The organism is Duganella sp. Leaf61, assembly GCF_001421905.1.
In the GTDB taxonomy this organism is placed as follows: Bacteria; Pseudomonadota; Gammaproteobacteria; order Burkholderiales; family Burkholderiaceae_D; genus Rugamonas; species Rugamonas zoogloeoides.
Genome location: NZ_LMLM01000001.1, coordinates 256,722 through 275,373, shown reverse-complemented (window position 1 = coordinate 275,373; position 18,652 = coordinate 256,722). Strand labels below are relative to the sequence as shown.

Genomic DNA, 18,652 nt, shown 5'->3' with positions numbered 1-18,652 from the left:
TTGTAGAGCAGCCTCATCTTGTCATGAGGCGGTAATACGGAATTGTTATCTTGCAAATCTTTAAAACGATTGCCGGATACACACACCATGAACCGCAACTCCTTGTGCAAGCCGCTGCTCGTTGCCGGCCTGACCGCCGCCCTGCTGGCTGGCTGCAGCAGCGATTCCACTCCTGTCAACGAGACCGCGCCCACCACCCCGGTGGCTGCCGCGCCCAAGAACGTGATCTTCTTCCTCGGCGACGGCATGGGCATGACCACCATGACCGCCGCCCGCATCTACGCCGTCGGTGAAGACGGCGACCTGACCGTCGATACGCTGCCGGAATCGGCGTTCGTGAAGACCTACTCCAACGACGCGCAAGTGACCGACAGCGCGCCGTCGATGGCCGCCTACATGACCGGCGTCAAAATGAACAACGAAGTGATCTCGATGTCGGCCAACACGATTGCCGTCGATCCCGTCAACGACGCCAACGGTAACAAGCTCGGCAACAACTGCGGCGCCAGCAATGGCACGGCGGTGCCGACCCTGCTCGAACAAGCCAAGACGCAGGGCATGGCTACCGGCGTGGTCACCACCACCCGCGTCACCCACGCCACCCCGGCCGCCACCTACGCCCACATCTGCCACCGCGACCTGGAAAACGATATCGCCGCCGCGTCGGTGCCGGGCGGCTCCGGTTTCAATGCCGCGCTGGGCACGGGCCTGGACGTGATGCTCGGCGGCGGCAGCCAGTTCTTCGTGCCGGTCGCCGCCGGCGGCAAGCGCAGCGACGGCCGCAACCTGATCGACGAATCGAAAGCAAAAAACGCCACGTACGTCAGCAATGTCACCGAGCTGAACGCGATCGACGCCAGCAAGACCACCCGCCTGCTGGGCCTGTTCTCGTCGAGCCACATGAGCTACGACCTCGACCGTGACCCGGCCAAGGAGCCGAGCCTGGCCGAAATGGCCACCAAGGCCATGGACGTGCTGGCCAAGAACAGCAAGGGTTACTTCCTGATGGTGGAGGGCGGCCGCATCGACCACGCGCTGCACGAAACCACGGCCAAGAAAGCCCTGCACGACATGGTGGCGTTCGACAACGCCATCAAGGCCGTGCTGGCCAAGGCCCGCATCGCCGACCCGGACCTGAAAAACACCCTGATCGTGGTGACCGCCGACCATGACCACACGCTGGTCCTGAACGGCTACGCCAAGCGCACCGGCAAAACCACCGCCGGCAATGCCGGCGTGCTGGGCGTGGTGAAAAACTACGTGACCGGCGCGGTGGACAAGGACCTCGACGGTGCGCCGTACTCGATCATCGGCTTCGGCAATGGCGAAAACCGCACCCAGGGCAACCGCAGCAGCATGGCCAGCCTGGACGAGAGCGTGACCAGCGCCAATACCTATCACCAGGAGGCAGTAGTGCGCGTGGCGGTGGGCAGCGAGACCCACGGCGGCACCGACGTGTTCCTGGGCGCGATCGGCAAGGGCGCCGAAAACTTCACCGGCACCATCGACAACACCAAGGTGTTTAGCCTGGTCAAGACCGCCTCCGGCCTGTAAAACTTTCACACGGATACCAGACATGAAACCTACCCTGATCGCGGCCAGCCTGGCCCTGGGCCTTGCTACCTCCTTTACCCTGCCAGCGCATGCGGCCGGCGAAGCCAAGAACATCATCTTCTTCCTCGGTGACGGCATGGGCCCCACCACGATTACCGCCGCGCGCATCTACAAGTACGGCGAAGACGGCAGCCTGACCATGGACACGCTCGAGCGTACCGCGCGCATCAAGACCTTCTCGGCCGACGCCCAGACCACCGACAGCGCACCGTCGATGGCCGCCTACATGACCGGCGTGAAAATGAACAACGAGGTAATCTCGATGTCCGCCGAAACGGTCGCCACCAACCCGGGCCGCGACGCCAACGGCAACCTCGGCGTGAACAACTGCGCCGCCACCAACGGCACGGCCGCCCCCACCATCCTGGAACTGGCCAAGGCCAAGGGCAAGGCCGTGGGCACGATTACCACCACCGAGCTGACCCACGCCACCCCGGCCACGGCCTGGTCGCACATCTGCAACCGCAATGCGCAGTACCACATTGCCGCGCAACTGGTGCCGGGCGGCGCCGGTTTCAATACCGCCCTGGGCGATGGCGTCGATGTGCTGATGGGCGGCGGGCGCAACCACTTCACGCCTTATGGCGCCGGCAACACTACCGGCCGCGCCGACGGCCGCAACCTGTTGACCGAACTGGCCGCCAAGGGCTACACGGTCGCTGCCAACAAGACCGAGATGAATGCTGCCACCGGCAAGAAATTCATCGGCCTGTACAGCACCCGCAGCCACCTCGAATACGAACTCGATCGCACCGCCACGCCGCCGCTGGGCGAGGGCGCGTCGCAACCGAGCCTGGCCGAGATGACGGTCAAGGCAATGGACCTGCTGGCGCAAAACACCAACGGCTACTTCCTGGTGGTGGAAGGCGGCCGCATCGACCACGCGCTGCACGGCACCAACGCCAAGCGCGCGCTGACTGACACCATTGCATTCGACGACGCCATCAAGGCGGCGCTGGCCAAGGCCAGACTGACCGACCCGACCCTGGCCAACACCCTGATCGTGGTCACCGCCGACCATGACCACACGCTGGCGTTCAACGGCTACGGCAAACGCGGCAACCCCATCCTCGACATCAACCGTGGTTACCGCGACGGCCAGCCGGCCAGGGATGCCGATGGCAAGACCTACACCACCCTGGTGTTCGGCAACGGCCCGAACCGCCCGAACCTGCGCGACAACCTCGACAGCACCACGGTGCTGGCCGATAACTACCTGCAGGAGACCGGCGTGCGCCTGTCGAGCGAAACCCACGGTGGTGGCGATGTAAAACTGTTTGCTACCGGCGCCGGCGCCAAGCCGTTCAAGGGCACGCTCGATAACACCAAGGTGTTTGGTTTGTTGAAAACGGCGTTCGGGTTCTGAGTTGATGAGCAATTTGCGCATCTCCCTGCTGCTGGCCACGCTGTGCGTGGCCGGTACTGTGCACGCCGTTGCCAATGCACCGGCCACCGCACCCGACCTCGACCTGGCGATTGCCTACTACAGCAAAACCGTCACCCCCGACGGCGTCACCCGCGAGGCGCGCTACGAGGAAACCATGCTGCGCCGCCCCGGCCACGTGTGGAGTGCGCGGGTGCTGCCGGCGCATGCGGCGCCGCATAAACATGAGGAGGGTGGTCATCGCCACGGCCTCAACCACATCGCCATGCCGCGCCACGTGATCAACGCCGGCAAGACGCCGCGCCTGGAGTTTGTCGATGTGAAAGAGAAGGCGGTGATCGCCATCCCCGCCACCGAGTTCGACAACGTCAACTTCGACGGTTCGTGGGACCGCGCGTTCTACCTGCTCGATCCGCGCCTGCTGAAAACCATGGCCATCACTAACCGCGCCAGCAGCACGCCCGGCGCGAAGTGGCGGGAGCGCGAGGACAACGGCGTGTACCAGCGCGTGCTGTGGGACGAGCAGCGCCAGATTCCGGTGACGATAGAAAGCGGCGACAAGGCCGGCACCTTCTATCGCCGCGTGGATGTCACCGCCCGCGCCGGCGCGGCTCCAGCGCCGTGGACCAAATTACAAGGATATGCCCAGCGAGAATTCGCTGATTTCCTCGATTAGGAGCGCCCGAAAAGCCTCCATGGCGGCGTTGCAGCTCCTCGCCGTACTAGCGTACTGTCTTCGTCGCTGCGCCTTGCCCTGGAGGCTTTTCGGGCGCTCCAGCTCCAGATCAGACAGGGCTGGGCAAATTGTCGATCAGCTTGTCGAGCGTGATCGGGTAATCGCGTACCCGCACGCCGGTAGCGTTGTAGATGGCGTTGGCGATTGCCGCTGCCGCGCCGCTGATGCCCAGCTCGCCCACGCCCTTGGCCTTCAAGGGACTCATGGTGGGATCGACCTCGTCGAGGAAGATCGCATCGAGGTGGGGGATGTCGGCGTGGACCGGCACTTCGTAGCCGGCCAGGTCGTGGTTCACGAAGAAGCCGCGCTGGTGATCGACCACCATGTCTTCCATCAGCGCCGCGCCGGCGCCCATGGTCATGCCGCCGATGATCTGGCTGCGCGCGGTCTTGGGATTCAATATGCGGCCGGCCGCGCACACGGCCAGCATGCGGCGGACGCGCACCTCGCCGGTGGCCGCATCGACCGCCACTTCGACGAAATGCGCGCCGAAAGTCTGCTGCGCAAACTGTTTCGACAGCTCGCCGTATTCCATCTTGTCTTCGCCCACCAGATCGCGCGTGCGTGCAGCATAGGCCAGCGGCACGCTGCGGCCACCCCAGCGCACCTGGCCGTCGGCAAAGGTGGCATCGTCGGCCTTGAACCCGAGCTGCCTGGCCACCGCCTCGCGCAGCTTGATGCACGCCGCATACACGCCTGCCGTCGAGGATGCCGCGCCCCACTGGCCGCCGGAGCCGGACGATTCCGGGAAGTTCGAGTCGCCCAGCCTGACCACTACCTGCCCGACCGTCACGCCCATCATCTCGGCGGCGGTCTGGGCGATGATGGTGTAGCTGCCGGTGCCGATATCGGTCATGTCGGTTTCCACCGTCACCATGCCGCGCCGGTCGAGCCGCACGCGCGCGGCCGACGTGGTGATCGGCGCGCCGCGGATGGCGGCGGCCACGCCGTAGCCGACCAGCCAGTGACCGTCGCGGCGGCTGGCCGGGCGTTCCGGCCGGTTCTGCCAGCCGAAGCGCTCGGCACCGGTGCGCAGGCATTGCACCAGCTGGCGCTGGGAGAACGGCCGCTTGGGGTTTTCTGGATCGACCTGGGTGTCGTTGCGGATGCGCAGTTCGATGGGATCGAGCTGCAGCTGTTCGGCCAGTTCATCGATGGCGATTTCCAGCGCCATCATGCCGGGCGCTTCGCCCGGTGCGCGCATGGCGCTGCCTTCGGCCAGGTCCAGGTGCGCCAGGCGCAGCCGTGTCATGCGGTGGGCGCCCGCGTACAGCAGGCGGGTGGCGGCGGTGGCTGCCTCGGGCCGGCCGCCGGCAATATTGCCGGACCAGCTTTCGTGGCCGATGGCAACGATTTTTCCGCTTTCGGTGGCGCCGATGCGCAGGCGCTGGATGGTGGCCGGACGGTGGGTGACGTTGTTGAACATCAGCGGGCGTTGCAACGCCAGCTTGACCGGCCGGCCGGCTGCGCGGGCCCCGAGCGCAGCCAGCACGGCGTCGCACAGGATGGTGCCCTTGCCGCCGAAACCGCCGCCGATGTACGGTGACACCAGCCGCACATTGTCTGCCGCGATGCCGAGCGTTTTGGCCAGGTCGCGCCGGCCCCAGTTGATTTGCTGGATCGAGGTCCAGAGCGTGAGCTGGGCGCCGTGCCAGGCGGAGATGCTGGCATGCGGCTCCATCATGGCGTGGGCCTGGTCGGGCGTGGTGTATTGCCGGTCTAGCCTGACCGTGGCCTGGGCATAGGCGGAGTCGAAGTCGCCGATGCCGGTTTCGGGCGGCGGCGCGAATTTGGCTGCCTTCGGTGCTGGCGCGCCGTCCCTGGCCGCGGCCAGATCGAAGGCGCCGGCGGTGCGCGTGTAGCGCACATCGACCAGTTGCGCGGCGGCGCGCGCCTGCTCGAACGTCTCGGCCACTACCAGCGCCACGGCCTGGTGGTAATGCTCGACGTCGGGACCGGCCAGCGCGCGGGCGGCGTAGAACTCGCCCTTGCCCAGCTGGCCGGCATTGGCGGCCGTGACCACGGCCAGCACGCCGGGCGCGGCGCGGGCGCGGGTAATGTCGATGCTGTCGATGCGGCCCTTGGGAATCGCCGCGCCCAGCACGTAGCCGTAGGCGGCGTTCGGCGCGGCGGCGTGCTGCTCGTAGGCGTAAGTGGCTGTGCCGGTGACCTTGAGCAATCCTTCCACTCGCGAGAGGGGCTTGCCGACCACCTTGAGCTGGTCGATCGGACTGGTGGTGGCGGGTTTGTCGAATTTCATGCGGGTTCCTTGGCTTGCGGGTTGGCCTGATCGAGAATGGCGTGCAGCGTGCGTTCGGCCAGCACTGCCTTGTAGCTGTTGTCTTCAGTCGGTCTGGCGCCCTCCAGCAGGCGCGCCATGGCGGCCCTGGCGCCTTGCGGCAGGGCGCTGTCGGCTTCCTGGCGGCGCCACGGCTGGTGGGCGACGCCGCCCAGCGCCACGCGCCCGCTGCCGTCCTGCTGGACGATGGCCGCCACCGACACCAGCGCGAATGCATACGAGGCGCGGTCGCGCACCTTGCGGTAGAAATGCTGGCCGCCCACTGGCGGCGGCAGCACTACCGAGGTAACCAGTTCGCCGGGTGCGAGGTTGGTGTCGCGCTCGGGCGCGTTGCCGGGCAGCCGATAAAAATCGGCGATTGCAATGCGGCGCGTGGCGCCGTCGGCGCGCACGGTTTCCACCACCGCATCGAGCGCGCGCATGGCCACGGCCATGTCGCTCGGGTGAGTGGCCAGGCAGGCGTCGCTGTGGCCGATGATGGCCAGGCCCCGGGTAAAACCGCCGACGGCGGCGCAGCCGCTGCCGGGCTGGCGCTTGTTGCAGGCCTGGTTGGTGTCATAGAAATACGGGCAGCGCGTGCGTTGCAGCAGGTTGCCGGCCGTGGTGGCCTTGTTGCGCAGCTGGGCCGAGGCGCCGGCCAGCAGTGCGCGCGACAGCACGCCGTAGCCGCGCCGCACGGTGGCGTCGGCAGCGAGTTCCGTGTTGCGCACCAGTGCGCCGATGCGCAGGCCGCCGTCCGGCGTGGCGGCAATCTGGTCGAGGCCGATGTGGTTGACGTCCACCAGGTGTGCCGGGGTGTCAATTTCCAGCTTCATCAGGTCGAGCAGGTTGGTGCCGCCGGCAATAAAGCGCGCGCCCGGGGTGCGGACGATGGCGGCCGCCGCTTCGGCCGGGGTGCGCGCGCGTTCGTAGGTGAAGGCTTTCATGCGCGGCTCCCGGCCACGTCGGTGATGGCGTCGATGATGTTGGAATAGGCGCCGCAGCGGCAGATATTGCCGCTCATGCGCTCGCGCAGTTCTGCGGCGCTCAAGAGCGGCGCGGCGGTGAGGTCGGCGGTGACGTGGCTCGGTACGCCGCGCGCGAGCTCGTCGAGCGTGGCCACGGCCGAACAGATCTGGCCGGGCGTACAGTAGCCGCACTGGTAGCCGTCGTGCTTGACGAATGCCGCCTGCATCGCGTGCAGTTGGTCGGGCGTGCCCAGGCCTTCGATGGTGGTGACCTGGTCGCCGTCGTGCATGACGGCCAGGCTCAGGCAGGAGTTGATGCGGCGGCCATCGACCAGTACCGTGCAGGCGCCGCACTGGCCGTGGTCGCAGCCTTTCTTGGTGCCGGTCAGGTGCAGGTGTTCGCGCAAGGCGTCGAGCAGGGTGACGCGGGTGTCGAGGTCGAGCTGATGTTGCTTGCCGTTCACGGTGAGCGTGGTGTTGGCGGTGACAACGGCGCCGCCCGTGGCCGGGTTCTGGCCTGCGGCCTGTCGCGCGCCGTCGGCCTGGGCGCGACCGGGCAGCATGCTGGCGGCCACGGCGCCGGAGCTGGTAGCAATGAAGGTGCGGCGATCGATGTTTGGGGAGGTTGGCGCGGTTGATATCGGCAAGTCTGGCATCTGGGGCTCCATGGTTCGGGGATGCCGGGCAAGGCCCGGCTGACCGGACCAGTGTGCCGCCTGGGCGGGGGCGGCGGTATCCCGTTCCTCTACGTCGCTTGCCTGATCCTCTGGCGCCGGCGAATCCTGTAGCCAGCCGGGGGCGCCAGTCGCTATGATTGCCTCCACCATGGATAAAACAATCGAATCATTGTGTGCCGAGCTGGTACGAAAAAGCGCGCCGCTGGTGGGCGCCGTCGAAAATCCGACCGGCATCGCCGCGCTCACGCTTTACCGCCACCTGGAGCCGACGCCGCCGGCGCCGGCCCAGTACCTGCCCAGCATTGCGCTGGTGGTGCAGGGGAGCAAGCGGGTGCACCTGGGGCAGCACAGTTTTGTCTATGACCGCTCGCGCTTTTTGGTGACCGCCATCGACTTGCCGGTCAGCAGCGAAGTGCTCGATGCCAGCGTGGCCGCGCCGTATATGTGCTTGCGGCTGGCGCTCGATATCCGCCTGGTACGCGAGGTGCTGGTCAGTACGCCGTTAATGACGGATATGACCGGTGCCGCAGCACCGGATACGTGTGGCATGGGCACCGGGGCCGTGACGGTGGAACTGGCGGCGGCCTTTGGCCGCATGCTCGATCTGCTCGGGTCGCATGAGCCGTCGGCGTTTCTCAGTGACCTACTGCAGCGGGAAATCATCTATCGCGTGCTGCACAGCGCAGCAGGCGCGCGTTTGCGCGCAATTGCCACCACCGGCGGCGACAGCGACCGCACGGTGCGCGCGGTGGACTGGATCCGCGAGCATTACACCGAGCCGCTGCGCATTGAGCAACTGGCGCAGCAGGCTGGCATGGGTGTCTCGACCCTGCACCACCATTTCCGCCGCTTGACGTCGATGAGTCCGCTGCAATACCAGAAACAGCTGCGCCTGCACGAAGCGCGGCGGCGCATGCTGATCGATGGCCTGGACGCGGCCAGCGCCGCGTTCGAGGTCGGCTACGAGAGCGCCAGCCAGTTCAACCGCGAATACAGCCGCGTGTTCGGCTGCTCGCCGATGCGCGATGTGCGCGCTCGCCTCGACCAGTTACGCTCGCCCACTGCCCGGCCGCGTTTTCCGTAACAGCGCTCTATGCCGACTCCCCCTCGGTCCACAACCGGCGATAGACGCCGTCGGGATCATGCTCGGCGGTCTGCTTCTCGAGGTTGAAGTGCCGCCCGCCGCGCGGGTCGGTGCCGCGTCCGGCGATGTACAGCCAGTTGCCCTGGTTGCTGTAGACGTCGTAATCGACCAGGCGCGATTCGAACCACGCGGCGCCGGCGCGCCAGTCGCCCTGCAACTCGCCCAGCAGGAAGCTGGCGACGACCTGGCGCAGGCGGTTGCTCAGGTAGCCCGTGTGCAGCAGTTCGCGCATGGCGGCGTCCACCAGCGGCTGGCCGGTTGCGCCGTGGCGCCAGCGGGTGAGATTGGCAGTGCGCTCAGCGGATGCGTCAGGCGTCGGCGTTGCACGCCGGGTGGACAGGCCGCGTTCGCGGTACAGCGCCACGCCATGCTGCAAGTGCAGCAGGCGGAAGTAGTCGCGCCACAGCAGTTCGAACCACAGCCAGTAGGTGCCTTCGTTGGCGCCGTGCTGCGCCTCGTACGCACGCAACTCGGCCACGATGCGCCGCGCCGACAGCGCGCCATTGGCCAGCCACGGCGACCACTTGCTGGAAAAATCCACGCCCTGTAACTGGTTGCGGGTGCGCTTGTAGCTGTCGGGCAGGCGCCGGTGCAGGTACTGGTGCAGGTGCGCCAGTGCGGCCGTCTCGCCGCCTTGCAGACCCGCCGGCAGCGACGCGCGCGCATCGACCGTCCGCGCATCGACGTGCGCCGGCAGCAGCGCTGCGCGGTAGCCGGGCAAGCCAGGACCGGCTGCGGTGGTTGCCGGCGGCCACGGCAGCAGGGCGTCGGGAGGTGCCAGCGGCGCGGGCGCCAGTGCCGACGGCGCCGCCAGTGGCGCAGTGACTGGCGCCTTGGTCGCCGATGATGCCGACGTGGCCGCCGCGGCCGATGTGGCCGGGATGGCCGGGATAGCGACGCGGGTCGCCCGCTCGACCGCCTGCCGGAACGGCGTATAACTGGCCGGCAGCGCGTCCACCGTCCACGGCAGATATTGCGGATCGAGTAGCGTGCTTTGCCAGGTGGTATGCACCGCCAGGCCGGCGGCCCGCAGTGCTGCCACTTGCTGCAGTTCCTCGGGGGCGGCGATGTCTTCGCAGTAGAGTTCAGTGGCGCCGACCGCAGCGGCCAACGCCGGCAGCACGGTGGCCGGATCGCCATCGCATACCAGCAGCGGGCAGCCGAGGCGGGTCAGCTGCCGGTCGAGGTCGCGCAGCGCGCCATGCCGCCAGGCGCGGCGCTGTGGGCTGGCGCGCTCCCAGCCCCAGGCGCCGCGCTCGTCGGGCGCCGGCAGGCACGCCACCGGCAGCAGGTAGCGCGCGCCACTGGCCAGCGCCGCCTGCAGGGCGGGCTGGTCGTGCAGGCGCAGGTCGTTGCGGAACCAGAACAACACCGTTTTCATCGTTTGCCATGCTCCTGTTTTGTCGTTGTCGGGAATGCCGCGAACAGATGGTCGCACAGGAAGTCCACCAGCGCCCGCACCTTGGGCGACGGGTGGCGGCTGGCTGGCCACAGCACGTGAAACGTGCTGCGGCGCTCGCAGCCCGGCAGCACCTGCACCAGGCGGCCGTCGGCCAGCATGTTGTGGATCGAAAAATCCGGCAGGAACGCGATGCCGCGTCCCAGCAGCGCAAAGCACACGCGCGTTTCGATGTTGTTGCAGACCATCGAGGCCGGTAGCTGCAACGGCACCTGGCCATCGCGCTCAGGCAGCGGCCACGCCTCGAGCTTGCCGTTGTGCGGAAAGCGGAAGTGCAAACAGGTGTGCTGCAGCAGGTCGGCCGGCGCCTGCGGCGTGCCGCACCGGGCCAGGTAGTCGGGAGCGGCCACCAGCACCTGGCGGAACGTGCCTACCTGGCGCGCCGACAGCCGCGAATCGGTGGGCTGGCCGGTGCGCACCACGGCGTCGAAACCCTCGTCGATCACATCGACCATGCGGTCGGTGAAGTCGAGGTCGAGTTGCACCGCCGGGTGCAGTCGCATGAACTCGCTCAACACGGGCAGCACCAGCGTGCTCACCAGCGGCAAGCTCACGCGCAGCCGTCCCTGCGGCGCACCGGCGGCCTGCGACAGTTCCTGCTCGGCCGCTTCGATCTCGGCCAGGATGCGCCGGCTGCGCTCGAGGAACAGGGTGCCTTCGGCCGTCAGCGTGATGCTGCGCGTGCTGCGGTGGAACAGCCGCACACCGAGCTTGTCCTCGAGCCGGGCGATGCTTTTCCCCACCGCCGAAGCCGATACGCCGAGGGCGCGGCCGGCTGCGACAAAACTGCGCGCCTCCGCCACTGTCACGAATACCGTAAAGCCGGTCAAGCTGTCCATGCGTCTCCCTGATTGCGGACAGTTCTGTCCGTAGAACGAGGAACTGTACCCGACTTTTTCTTTATTGGTGCGCTGCCTATCATCGCCTTTTCTACAGAGAGGATTGCGCATGAAGCCGGACCACGAACATACTCATGACCACGACCGGAACCGGAACCGGGACCGGGACCGGGACCGGGACCGGGACCGGGACCGCCCACTGCCGCTGGCCGCCTTGCTGGCCCTCGCCATGGCCGGCTTTCTCACCATTCTGACCGAGACCCTGCCGGCCGGCCTGCTGTTGCCGATTGCGGCCAGCCTGTCGGTGTCCGAGTCGATGGTTGGCCAGATGGTGACGATCTACGCCATCGGCTCGCTGGTGGCGGCAATACCTCTGGTAACGCTCACCCAAAGCTGGCGCCGCCGGCCGTTGCTGCTGCTGGCGATTGCCGGCTTTGCGGTCGCCAACAGCGTGACCAGTTTTTCCAGCCACTACGGCGCCATCATGGCGGGACGGCTGGTGGCGGGCGTGTCGGCCGGCGTGTTGTGGGCGCTGCTGGCCGGTTATGCGGCACGCATGGTACCGCCGCACCAGAAGGGCAGGGCGATCGCAGTGGCGATGGTGGGCACGCCGCTGGCGCTGGCGCTCGGCGTGCCGCTGGCCACCTTTATCGGCAAGCTGATCGGCTGGCGCATGTGCTTTGCCGCCATGAGCGCGCTGGCGCTGTTGCTGATGTTGTGGGTGTGGCGCAAAGTGCCCGATGTAGCCGGCCAGGCGCCGGGAGCGCGCCGCTCGCTGGGGGCGGTGCTGGCGCTGGCCGGTGTGCGGCCGGTGTTGTGGATGGTGCTGGTCTTCGTGCTGGCTCACAACATCCTGTACACGTATATCGCGCCGTTGCTGGCCGGCGCCGGTCTGGCCGAGCGTATCGACGTGGTGCTGCTGGTGTTCGGCGTCAGTGCGCTGGCCGGCATCTGGATTACCGGCGTGCTGATCGACCGCCACCTGCGTGCGCTGACCATTGCCAGCCACGTGGTCTTTGCCATAGCGGCACTGCTGCTGGTGCTGGTTCCGGTGCAGCCGGCGCCGGTCATGATGTATCTTGCCGTGGCGCTGTGGGGTGCGGCGTTCGGCGGCGTTCCCACGCTGTTCCAGACCGCGCTCGACAATGCTGCCGGCGCGGCGGCCGACGTGGCGCAGTCGATGCTGGTCACGGCCTGGAACCTGGCCATTGCCGGCGGCGGCCTGGTGGGCGGCTTGCTGCTCGACCGGTACGGGGTGCAGGCATTTGCGCCGACGGTGCTGGGATTGGTGCTGGCGTCGCTGGCAGTGGCGTGGCTGGCCCGGCCTGTCGTGCAGCCCACCCCGCAGGCGCTACCGTCGGGGCGGTAACTGCGTCACGCGATACCGGCTTGCAGCGATTCCGAAACCGGTATATGATGACCGTCATGCAAACAAAATCATCCAGGCGCCCGGCTGCCAGCCGCAAGGAAGTGACCCACGAACGTATCGTCGAGGTGGCCTCGCGCGCCATCCGCCGCAGCGGCTACGATGGCACGGGCGTGGCCGACATCATGAAGGAGGCCGGCCTCACCCATGGCGGCTTCTACGCCCACTTCGCCTCGCGCGACGCGCTGCTGGCCGAGGCCGGCGACCGCGCGGGGGCAGACGCGGTGGCGCTGGCCACCAGGCTGGCCGCTGCCGCACCGCCGGGGCAGGCGATCAAGGCGATCATGGACGCGTATCTGTCGCCGGAACACATTGCATCCATCGAGCACGGTTGCCCGGTCTCGGCGCTGGCGTCGGAAATGCCGCGGCAGGCGCCCGAAGTCCGCCACGCGGCCACCGTGCACATCAAGGAGATGGTCGATCTGCTGGCGCGCCAGATGCCGGACTGGGGCCAGCCCCAGGCCCACGAGCAGGCCATGGCATTGCTGTGTTCACTGATCGGCACCACCATGCTGGCCCGCGCGGTGGACGATCCCAAGTTGTCGGCAGCGCTGTGCGCGGCCACCGTCAAGCAGTTTTTACCGGCTGCCGAATAGTTGTTCGGCGGTTTTTTTTGATCATGAATATGATGATCGTCATATTTTCATATTTTTTAAAGGGAAAAATCATGTCAGTTACCGCTCACAGCAGCCGCAACATCGCCGTCATCACCGGCGCCTCGTCCGGCATCGGCGCCATCTACGCCGACCGTTTTGCCGCCCGTGGCTACGACGTGGTGCTGGTCGCGCGCCGCGCCGACCGCCTGGAAACCCTGGCTGCCAGCCTGGCCGCAAAACACGGCGTGCACGTGACGCCGCTGGTTGCCGACCTGGCCACCACGGCCGGGCAGGACAGCGTGGCCGACGTGCTGGCCACCAATCCTGCCGTGAGCGTGCTGGTCAACAACGCCGGCATCGCCCGCCTGGCGCCGCTGGCCGCCAGCACCGCGGACGACGTCGCCGCGCAACTGGCGCTCAATATCACGGCGCTCACCCGCCTGACTTATGCGGCGCTGCCGGCCTTCAAGCAGCGCAATGCCGGCCTGATCATCAACGTCGCCTCGGTGCTGGGCCTGCACTCGCTGCCGATCACCGCCGTCTACAGCGGCACCAAGTCGTTCGTGGTGGCTTTTACACGCGGCATCGAGCAGGAGCTGGCCGACACCGGCGTCAAGGTGCAGGCCGTGCTGCCCGCCGCCACCGCTACCGAGCTGTGGGACCCGTCGGGCGTGCCACTGGCCGCGCTGGCGCCGGAAACCGTGATGGCGGCCGACGCCATGGTCGATGCCGCGCTGTTCGGCCTCGACCAGGGCGAAACCCTGACCCTGCCATCGGTGGCTGATGCCGCGCTGATCGAACAATACGAGACCGCGCGCGTCACGCTGTTCGCCAGCGCCCAGACCGGCACCGTCGCCCCGCGCCTGCTGCCTGCTTAACCTTGACATTCGGATGCCCACCATGATCTTTGAACCTTTTTCCCTGCGTGGCCTTGAACTGGCCAACCGTGTAGTGATGTCGCCGCTGACGCGCAGCCGCGCCGTCGAGCACAACACGTCCAACAGGCTGATGGCCACGTACTACGCGCAGCGCGCCACTGCCGGCCTGATCGTCACCGAAGGCACGTCGCCGTCGCCCAACGGCCTGGGCTACCCGCGGATTCCCGGCCTGTTCAATCGCGAACATGTGGCCGGCTGGCGCCTGGTGACCGACGCCGTGCATGCGCAGGGCGGCAAGATCGTCGTGCAGTTGATGCACACGGGCCGCGTCAGCCACATCGACAACCTGCCCGCAGGCGCCACGGTGATGGGGCCGTCGTCCGCAGTGTGCCCCGGCGAAATGCAGGTCGACGGCAAGGGGCCGTTGCCGCACACGGCGCCGCGCGCCATGACCGAGGACGACATCGCCGCCACGGTGCAGGAGTATGCCGACGCTGCGCGCCTGGCCATTGAGGCCGGCTTCGACGGCATCGAACTGCACGCCGCCAATGGCTACCAGCTTGAACAATTCCTCAACGCCAATATCAACCTGCGCACCGACGGCTACGGCGTGACCGCCGAAGGACGCAACCGTTTCGTGCTGGAAGTGGCGCGCGCGGCAGTGGCCGCGATCGGTGCCGACCGCGTGGGCATACGCCTGTCGCCTTACGGCGTGGTCAATGCCGCTGGCGCCTATGACGGCGTTGACGAGCAATACATTGAGCTGGTGGCGGAACTGTCGCGGCTGGGCCTGCTGTATGTGCATGTGCTCGACCACTCCGCGATGGGCACGCCGCCCGTACCTGTCGGCATCAAGGCTGCCTTGCGCGCCGCCTTCGATGGCCCGTTCATCGCTGCCGGCGGCTTCGACAAAACCAGCGCCGAGCAGGCGTTGAAAGGCGGCCAGGCCGACCTGGTGGCCTTTGGCCGCCCGTTCATCGCCAATCCCGACCTGGTCGAGCGCCTGCGCCGCGACGCCCCGTTGAACGCCCCCGACCCGGCCACTTTCTACACGCCCGGCGCCAAGGGGTACACTGATTACCCCACCTTGGCGAACTGAAACCATGCAAGCACTCATCCTGAAAGCCTATGGCAAGACTGGCGCGCTGGTGCTGGCCGAGGTGGCCCGTCCCGTGGTCGCGCCTGGCGAGATCCTGGTGCAAGTCCACGCGGCCGGCCTCAACCCGGTCGATAACGCGATCGTCAGGGGCGAATTCAAGCCGCTGCTCAAGTTCGAGTTGCCTGCCGTGATGGGCAGCGACCTGGCTGGCGTGGTGGTGGCAACCGGCGCCGGCGTCACCCGCTTCAAGGTGGGTGATGCGGTGTTTGCCAGCGTGTTCGACACCGGTCGCGGATCGCTGGCCGAGTTCGTTGCCGTGCCCGAACACGCAGCCGCCCACAAGCCCGCCAACCTCGACTTCGTGCAGGCAGCAGCGATCCCGATGGTGGGGCTCACCGCGTGGCAATCGTTCCACGAGCATGCATCGGTCAAGCCGGGGCAGAAAGTGTTCATCCCGGCCGGCTCGGGCGGCATCGGCTCGTTTGCCATCCAGCTGGCCAAACAGATGGGCGCCCGCGTGGCCACCACCACCAGCACCGGCAACGTGGCGCTGGTGCGCAGCCTCGGGGCCGACGAAGTGATCGACTACAAGCAGCAGGATTTCACCCAAGTGCTGGGCGACTACGACGTGGTGCTGGGCACGGTGAAGGGCGACGGGCTGGCGCAGGCGCTGGGCATCGTCCGACCGGGCAGCAAGGTGGTTTCGCTGATCGGCCCGCCTACCGCCGATTTTGCCCGCCAGCGCGGCATGAACGTGGTGTTCCGCTTCGTGATGGGCCTGCTCAGCCGCAAGATCCGCAGCATGGCCAGGCAGCGCGGCGCCGCTTATTCCTTCATGTTCGTGCGCCCGGACGGCGCCCAGCTGGCCGCCATCGGCAAGCTGCTGGAAACGGGCGCCATCCGTCCCGTGATCGACCAGGTCTATCCGTTCGCCCAGGCGAAAGAAGCGCTGGCCTACCTGGACCAGGGCCGGGCCAGGGGCAAGGTGGTGGTGCGGATGGCGCCGGCGCCGTAATATCAATTTTTTCCGAGGTCCTGCATCGGCACCCGACAAGTCTCGCGCGCGGTAAATACCGCGAAGGCCGAAATGATCGAAGTGCAGGTGACGAACGCCGCCACCGGTACCCAGCCCATTGGATCGTTCGGGCGCAGGATGGCGGCGCTGATGGTCGGGGCGAAGCCGCCCAGCGCGAAGCCGATCTGGGTGCCGATCGCCATGCCTGACAGGCGCACGCGGGTGCTGAACATTTCGCCGTACATCGCCGGCCACACGCCGTTGGCGGCGCTGTAAACCACGCCCGACAGCAGCAGGCCGAACACGAAGATCAGCGGGATGTTGGACGTGCTGATGGCCCACATATACGGCCACGCCAGCGCTGCCGAACCGAGTGCGCCGAAGATGAACACGGGGCGGCGGCCGATGCGGTCGGACAGCGCCGCAAACAGCGGGATCGCACCGAGCGCCACCAGGTTGGCCAGCACCAGCACCGTCAGCATGGTCGAACGCGGCAGGTGCACGGTATTGACTGCATACGACAGCGTAAACACGCTGAAGATGGTGCTGATCACCGAGACCAGCGCGGCAAAGATCACCCGCACCAGGTTGGCCTTGTGCTGTTGCAGGAGCACGGTCAGCGGCAGGCGGTCGTCTTCATGCTGTTTGGATTCTTCCTGGAAGGCCGGGGTTTCCGGCAGCGTGCGGCGCACCCAGAAGCCGACCACCACCACGATGGCACTGAGGAAGAACGGAATGCGCCAGCCCCACGACAGCAGCTGCTCTTCCGGCAGTGCGGAAATCGGCAGGAAGACCAGCGTGGCCAGGATCAGGCCGGCCTGGGTGCCGCTGAGCGTAAAGCTGGTGAAGAAGGCCCTGCGGTGCGGTGGCGCGTGTTCGAGCGTCATCGAGTTGGCGCCGGCCTGTTCGCCGGCGGCAGAGATGCCTTGCAACATGCGCAGCACCACCAGCATGATGGGCGACAGGATGCCGGCCTGGTTGTAGGTGGGCAGCAGGCCCACCAGGAAGGTCGATACGCCCATCAGCAGCAGCGTAAACGTGAGCACCTTCTTGCGGCCGTATTTGTCGCCGATGTGGCCGAGCATGACGGCGCCGATCGGGCGGGTGATATAGGCCACGCCAAACGTGGCGAAGGCAGCGATGGCCGCGGTGGCCGGATCAAACGCGGGAAAGAAGATCTTGCCGAACACCAGCGCCGCGGCGGTGCCGTAAATGAAAAAGTCGTAGTACTCAACAGCGCTGCCGATCCAGCTGGCCAGTGCCGCTTTGCGCGGTGAATGTTGAGAAGCAGGGGTGGCGGCAGCAGCTTGCTGCCTGGCCTGTGCGGTTGCGGTCGACATTGTATTCTCCAAGAATCGTAGTTTATATGGTGAACAAGCGCATCAGAACTTGTGCAAGATGCCGATCTGCAGACCGGTCAGTTTTTGCCCATTGACGTCGGCGCCAGCCAGGTTGGCCGATGGTCCGGCCGAACCGCTGAAACGGAAGCCGGCGTTGCGGTTGTTGGTCAGCCGGCTGGCGAACGCGTAGAGCTGGCTGCGCCGGGACAGGTCGTAGTAACCACCCAGGTTGAAGCCGCGGGCGCTGGCGCCGCCGCCCGAGGTGTCGTGCAGCACGCCGTACAGCGCCCCCACGCGCAGTTGCGGGCCGAGGCGGTAGTCGGCCGAGACCTGCGCCAGGTTGTAGTAGCGCGCGGCGTTGAGGTCGGTGCCGGCAAAATAATTGTTGGGGCTGCTGATATTGCTGAGGATGGCTGCGGTGTTCAAGCCATTGGCGCTGGCGGTATTGTTGTTGCTGCGGCCCAGCGCCAGGTACACCTTGCCCTTGCCGTACTGGTAGTTCACGTACACGTTGTGATAGACGATGCGGTTGCGTACGGTGGCGGTGGCGCCGTCGGGCCGGGCGGCCAGGCCTACGTAGCCGGCCCGCCACAGTGCTTCCTGCCAGTCCAGCATGGCTTGTACCACCGGGCCGTTGTCGACGCGGCCCGCGTTTTCCGGCAGCGCGTAGTGCAGCGTCAGCTGGGCGCCTTGCAGGCGCGGCGACTTGTAATACAGGTCGTTGTCATAGCGCGAAGGGATGCCGAAGCTGTTGAACAGCGAGCCGAACGTGGTGCGATCGGTGTAGTCGATGGCGCCGCCGGCCATGAAGATTTCCGTGTTCTGGCGGCCGATGCGCCATTCGCCGTATGGGCCGGCCAGGCCGATCCAGGCCTGGCGGTCGAACAGGCGGCTGCTGTCGGCCATCACGCCGCTGTCGGTGGCAAAGCCCTGTTCCAGCGTGAACTTGAACTGGTAGCCGCCGCCGAGGTCTTCGCCGCCGCGCACACCGAGGCGGCTGCGCAGGATGGCGCCGTCGTTCAGGCCGATAATGCTGGCGCCGCTGCTGCTGCGGATGTAGCCTACGTATTCATCGATATTGCCGTACAGGGTGGTCTGGCCCTGGCCTTGGGCCAGGGCTGGCGCGGGCATGGCGCCGCCCGCCAGCGCTGCCACCAGGCATAGCTGCTGTTTCATGTCTTGTCTCCGTTGTCGTTATT

At 67.0% G+C, this 18,652-nt stretch carries 16 protein-coding genes; 9 read left to right on the top strand and 7 right to left on the bottom strand.

The window, feature by feature from the left end:
- Window positions 1-87: 87 nt before the first annotated feature.
- Genes ASF04_RS01155 through ASF04_RS01145 form a run of 3 tightly spaced genes read left to right on the top strand, consistent with a single transcriptional unit; the run spans window position 88 to window position 3,674 of the window.
- Window positions 88-1,554, top strand: coding sequence for an alkaline phosphatase (locus tag ASF04_RS01155; RefSeq protein ID WP_056137541.1), 1,467 nt, complete (start codon window positions 88-90; stop codon window positions 1,552-1,554).
- A gap of 22 nt (window positions 1,555-1,576) precedes the next feature.
- The gene (locus tag ASF04_RS01150) at window positions 1,577-2,980 is read left to right on the top strand and encodes an alkaline phosphatase (RefSeq protein ID WP_156368503.1); all 1,404 of its coding nucleotides are present in this window, start codon (window positions 1,577-1,579) and stop codon (window positions 2,978-2,980) included.
- Between the two features lie 4 nt (window positions 2,981-2,984).
- Entirely contained in the window at window positions 2,985-3,674 is a 690-nt protein-coding gene (locus ASF04_RS01145) for a hypothetical protein (RefSeq protein WP_056137540.1), read from the top strand.
- 109 nt (window positions 3,675-3,783) lie between these two features.
- On the opposite strand, the gene paoC is transcribed toward ASF04_RS01145, so the two are convergent.
- From paoC to paoA, 3 genes are read right to left on the bottom strand one after another with little or no spacing between them, the layout of a single operon-like run.
- Window positions 3,784-5,994 (bottom strand): aldehyde oxidoreductase molybdenum-binding subunit PaoC, encoded by a 2,211-nt coding sequence (gene paoC, locus ASF04_RS01140; protein ID WP_056137539.1) that lies wholly within the window; start codon window positions 5,992-5,994, stop codon window positions 3,784-3,786.
- Window positions 5,991-6,959: a xanthine dehydrogenase family protein subunit M gene (locus tag ASF04_RS01135; protein WP_056137538.1), complete on the bottom strand. Its 969-nt coding sequence runs from the start codon at window positions 6,957-6,959 to the stop codon at window positions 5,991-5,993. The genes paoC and ASF04_RS01135 overlap by 4 nt, the downstream gene beginning before the upstream one ends.
- Window positions 6,956-7,636, bottom strand: coding sequence for an aldehyde dehydrogenase iron-sulfur subunit PaoA (gene paoA, locus ASF04_RS01130; RefSeq protein ID WP_056137537.1), 681 nt, complete (start codon window positions 7,634-7,636; stop codon window positions 6,956-6,958). Before paoA ends, ASF04_RS01135 begins: the two co-directional genes overlap by 4 nt.
- A gap of 169 nt (window positions 7,637-7,805) precedes the next feature.
- Here paoA and ASF04_RS01125 point away from each other — a divergent pair, with 169 nt between their 5' ends.
- Window positions 7,806-8,741, top strand: a complete 936-nt coding sequence (locus tag ASF04_RS01125; protein ID WP_082488533.1) for an AraC family transcriptional regulator — start codon at window positions 7,806-7,808, stop codon at window positions 8,739-8,741.
- A gap of 7 nt (window positions 8,742-8,748) precedes the next feature.
- On the opposite strand, the gene ASF04_RS01120 is transcribed toward ASF04_RS01125, so the two are convergent.
- Both ASF04_RS01120 and ASF04_RS01115 read right to left on the bottom strand, forming a co-directional pair.
- Entirely contained in the window at window positions 8,749-10,182 is a 1,434-nt protein-coding gene (locus ASF04_RS01120; RefSeq protein ID WP_056137535.1) for a DASH family cryptochrome, read from the bottom strand.
- Window positions 10,179-11,099 (bottom strand): LysR family transcriptional regulator, encoded by a 921-nt coding sequence (locus tag ASF04_RS01115; RefSeq protein ID WP_056137534.1) that lies wholly within the window; start codon window positions 11,097-11,099, stop codon window positions 10,179-10,181. Before ASF04_RS01115 ends, ASF04_RS01120 begins: the two co-directional genes overlap by 4 nt.
- Before the next feature lie 229 nt (window positions 11,100-11,328).
- Here ASF04_RS01115 and ASF04_RS01110 point away from each other — a divergent pair, with 229 nt between their 5' ends.
- The 5 genes from ASF04_RS01110 (at window position 11,329) to ASF04_RS01090 (ending at window position 16,113) form a co-directional block, all read left to right on the top strand.
- Window positions 11,329-12,468: an MFS transporter gene (locus ASF04_RS01110; protein WP_056138362.1), complete on the top strand. Its 1,140-nt coding sequence runs from the start codon at window positions 11,329-11,331 to the stop codon at window positions 12,466-12,468.
- Window positions 12,469-12,512: 44 nt separating this feature from the next.
- Entirely contained in the window at window positions 12,513-13,121 is a 609-nt protein-coding gene (locus ASF04_RS01105) for a TetR/AcrR family transcriptional regulator (protein ID WP_056137533.1), read from the top strand.
- A 71-nt stretch (window positions 13,122-13,192) separates the two neighbouring features.
- A complete protein-coding gene (locus ASF04_RS01100; protein ID WP_056138359.1) occupies window positions 13,193-13,999 on the top strand; it encodes an SDR family oxidoreductase in 807 nt (268 codons plus the stop codon).
- 22 nt (window positions 14,000-14,021) lie between these two features.
- Window positions 14,022-15,098, top strand: a complete 1,077-nt coding sequence (locus ASF04_RS01095) for an alkene reductase (protein ID WP_056138357.1) — start codon at window positions 14,022-14,024, stop codon at window positions 15,096-15,098.
- A 4-nt stretch (window positions 15,099-15,102) separates the two neighbouring features.
- Window positions 15,103-16,113: an NADP-dependent oxidoreductase gene (locus ASF04_RS01090; RefSeq protein WP_056137532.1), complete on the top strand. Its 1,011-nt coding sequence runs from the start codon at window positions 15,103-15,105 to the stop codon at window positions 16,111-16,113.
- A 2-nt stretch (window positions 16,114-16,115) separates the two neighbouring features.
- On the opposite strand, the gene ASF04_RS01085 is transcribed toward ASF04_RS01090, so the two are convergent.
- Window positions 16,116-17,453, bottom strand: a complete 1,338-nt coding sequence (locus ASF04_RS01085) for an MFS transporter (RefSeq protein ID WP_056137531.1) — start codon at window positions 17,451-17,453, stop codon at window positions 16,116-16,118.
- 42 nt (window positions 17,454-17,495) lie between these two features.
- Complete coding sequence (locus ASF04_RS01080) at window positions 17,496-18,629, bottom strand: porin (protein ID WP_056137530.1); 1,134 nt, start codon at window positions 18,627-18,629, stop codon at window positions 17,496-17,498.
- Window positions 18,630-18,652 lie beyond the last annotated feature (23 nt).

Coding starts and splice junctions, on each gene's coding strand:
- ASF04_RS01155 (WP_056137541.1), top strand. CDS start 88: ATGAACCGCAACTCCTTGTGCAAGCCGCTGCTCGTTGCCGGCCTGACC.
- ASF04_RS01150 (WP_156368503.1), top strand. CDS start 1,577: ATGAAACCTACCCTGATCGCGGCCAGCCTGGCCCTGGGCCTTGCTACC.
- ASF04_RS01145 (WP_056137540.1), top strand. CDS start 2,985: ATGAGCAATTTGCGCATCTCCCTGCTGCTGGCCACGCTGTGCGTGGCC.
- paoC (WP_056137539.1), bottom strand. CDS start 5,994: ATGAAATTCGACAAACCCGCCACCACCAGTCCGATCGACCAGCTCAAG.
- ASF04_RS01135 (WP_056137538.1), bottom strand. CDS start 6,959: ATGAAAGCCTTCACCTACGAACGCGCGCGCACCCCGGCCGAAGCGGCG.
- paoA (WP_056137537.1), bottom strand. CDS start 7,636: ATGCCAGACTTGCCGATATCAACCGCGCCAACCTCCCCAAACATCGAT.
- ASF04_RS01125 (WP_082488533.1), top strand. CDS start 7,806: ATGGATAAAACAATCGAATCATTGTGTGCCGAGCTGGTACGAAAAAGC.
- ASF04_RS01120 (WP_056137535.1), bottom strand. CDS start 10,182: ATGAAAACGGTGTTGTTCTGGTTCCGCAACGACCTGCGCCTGCACGAC.
- ASF04_RS01115 (WP_056137534.1), bottom strand. CDS start 11,099: ATGGACAGCTTGACCGGCTTTACGGTATTCGTGACAGTGGCGGAGGCG.
- ASF04_RS01110 (WP_056138362.1), top strand. CDS start 11,329: ATGGCCGGCTTTCTCACCATTCTGACCGAGACCCTGCCGGCCGGCCTG.
- ASF04_RS01105 (WP_056137533.1), top strand. CDS start 12,513: ATGATGACCGTCATGCAAACAAAATCATCCAGGCGCCCGGCTGCCAGC.
- ASF04_RS01100 (WP_056138359.1), top strand. CDS start 13,193: ATGTCAGTTACCGCTCACAGCAGCCGCAACATCGCCGTCATCACCGGC.
- ASF04_RS01095 (WP_056138357.1), top strand. CDS start 14,022: ATGATCTTTGAACCTTTTTCCCTGCGTGGCCTTGAACTGGCCAACCGT.
- ASF04_RS01090 (WP_056137532.1), top strand. CDS start 15,103: ATGCAAGCACTCATCCTGAAAGCCTATGGCAAGACTGGCGCGCTGGTG.
- ASF04_RS01085 (WP_056137531.1), bottom strand. CDS start 17,453: ATGTCGACCGCAACCGCACAGGCCAGGCAGCAAGCTGCTGCCGCCACC.
- ASF04_RS01080 (WP_056137530.1), bottom strand. CDS start 18,629: ATGAAACAGCAGCTATGCCTGGTGGCAGCGCTGGCGGGCGGCGCCATG.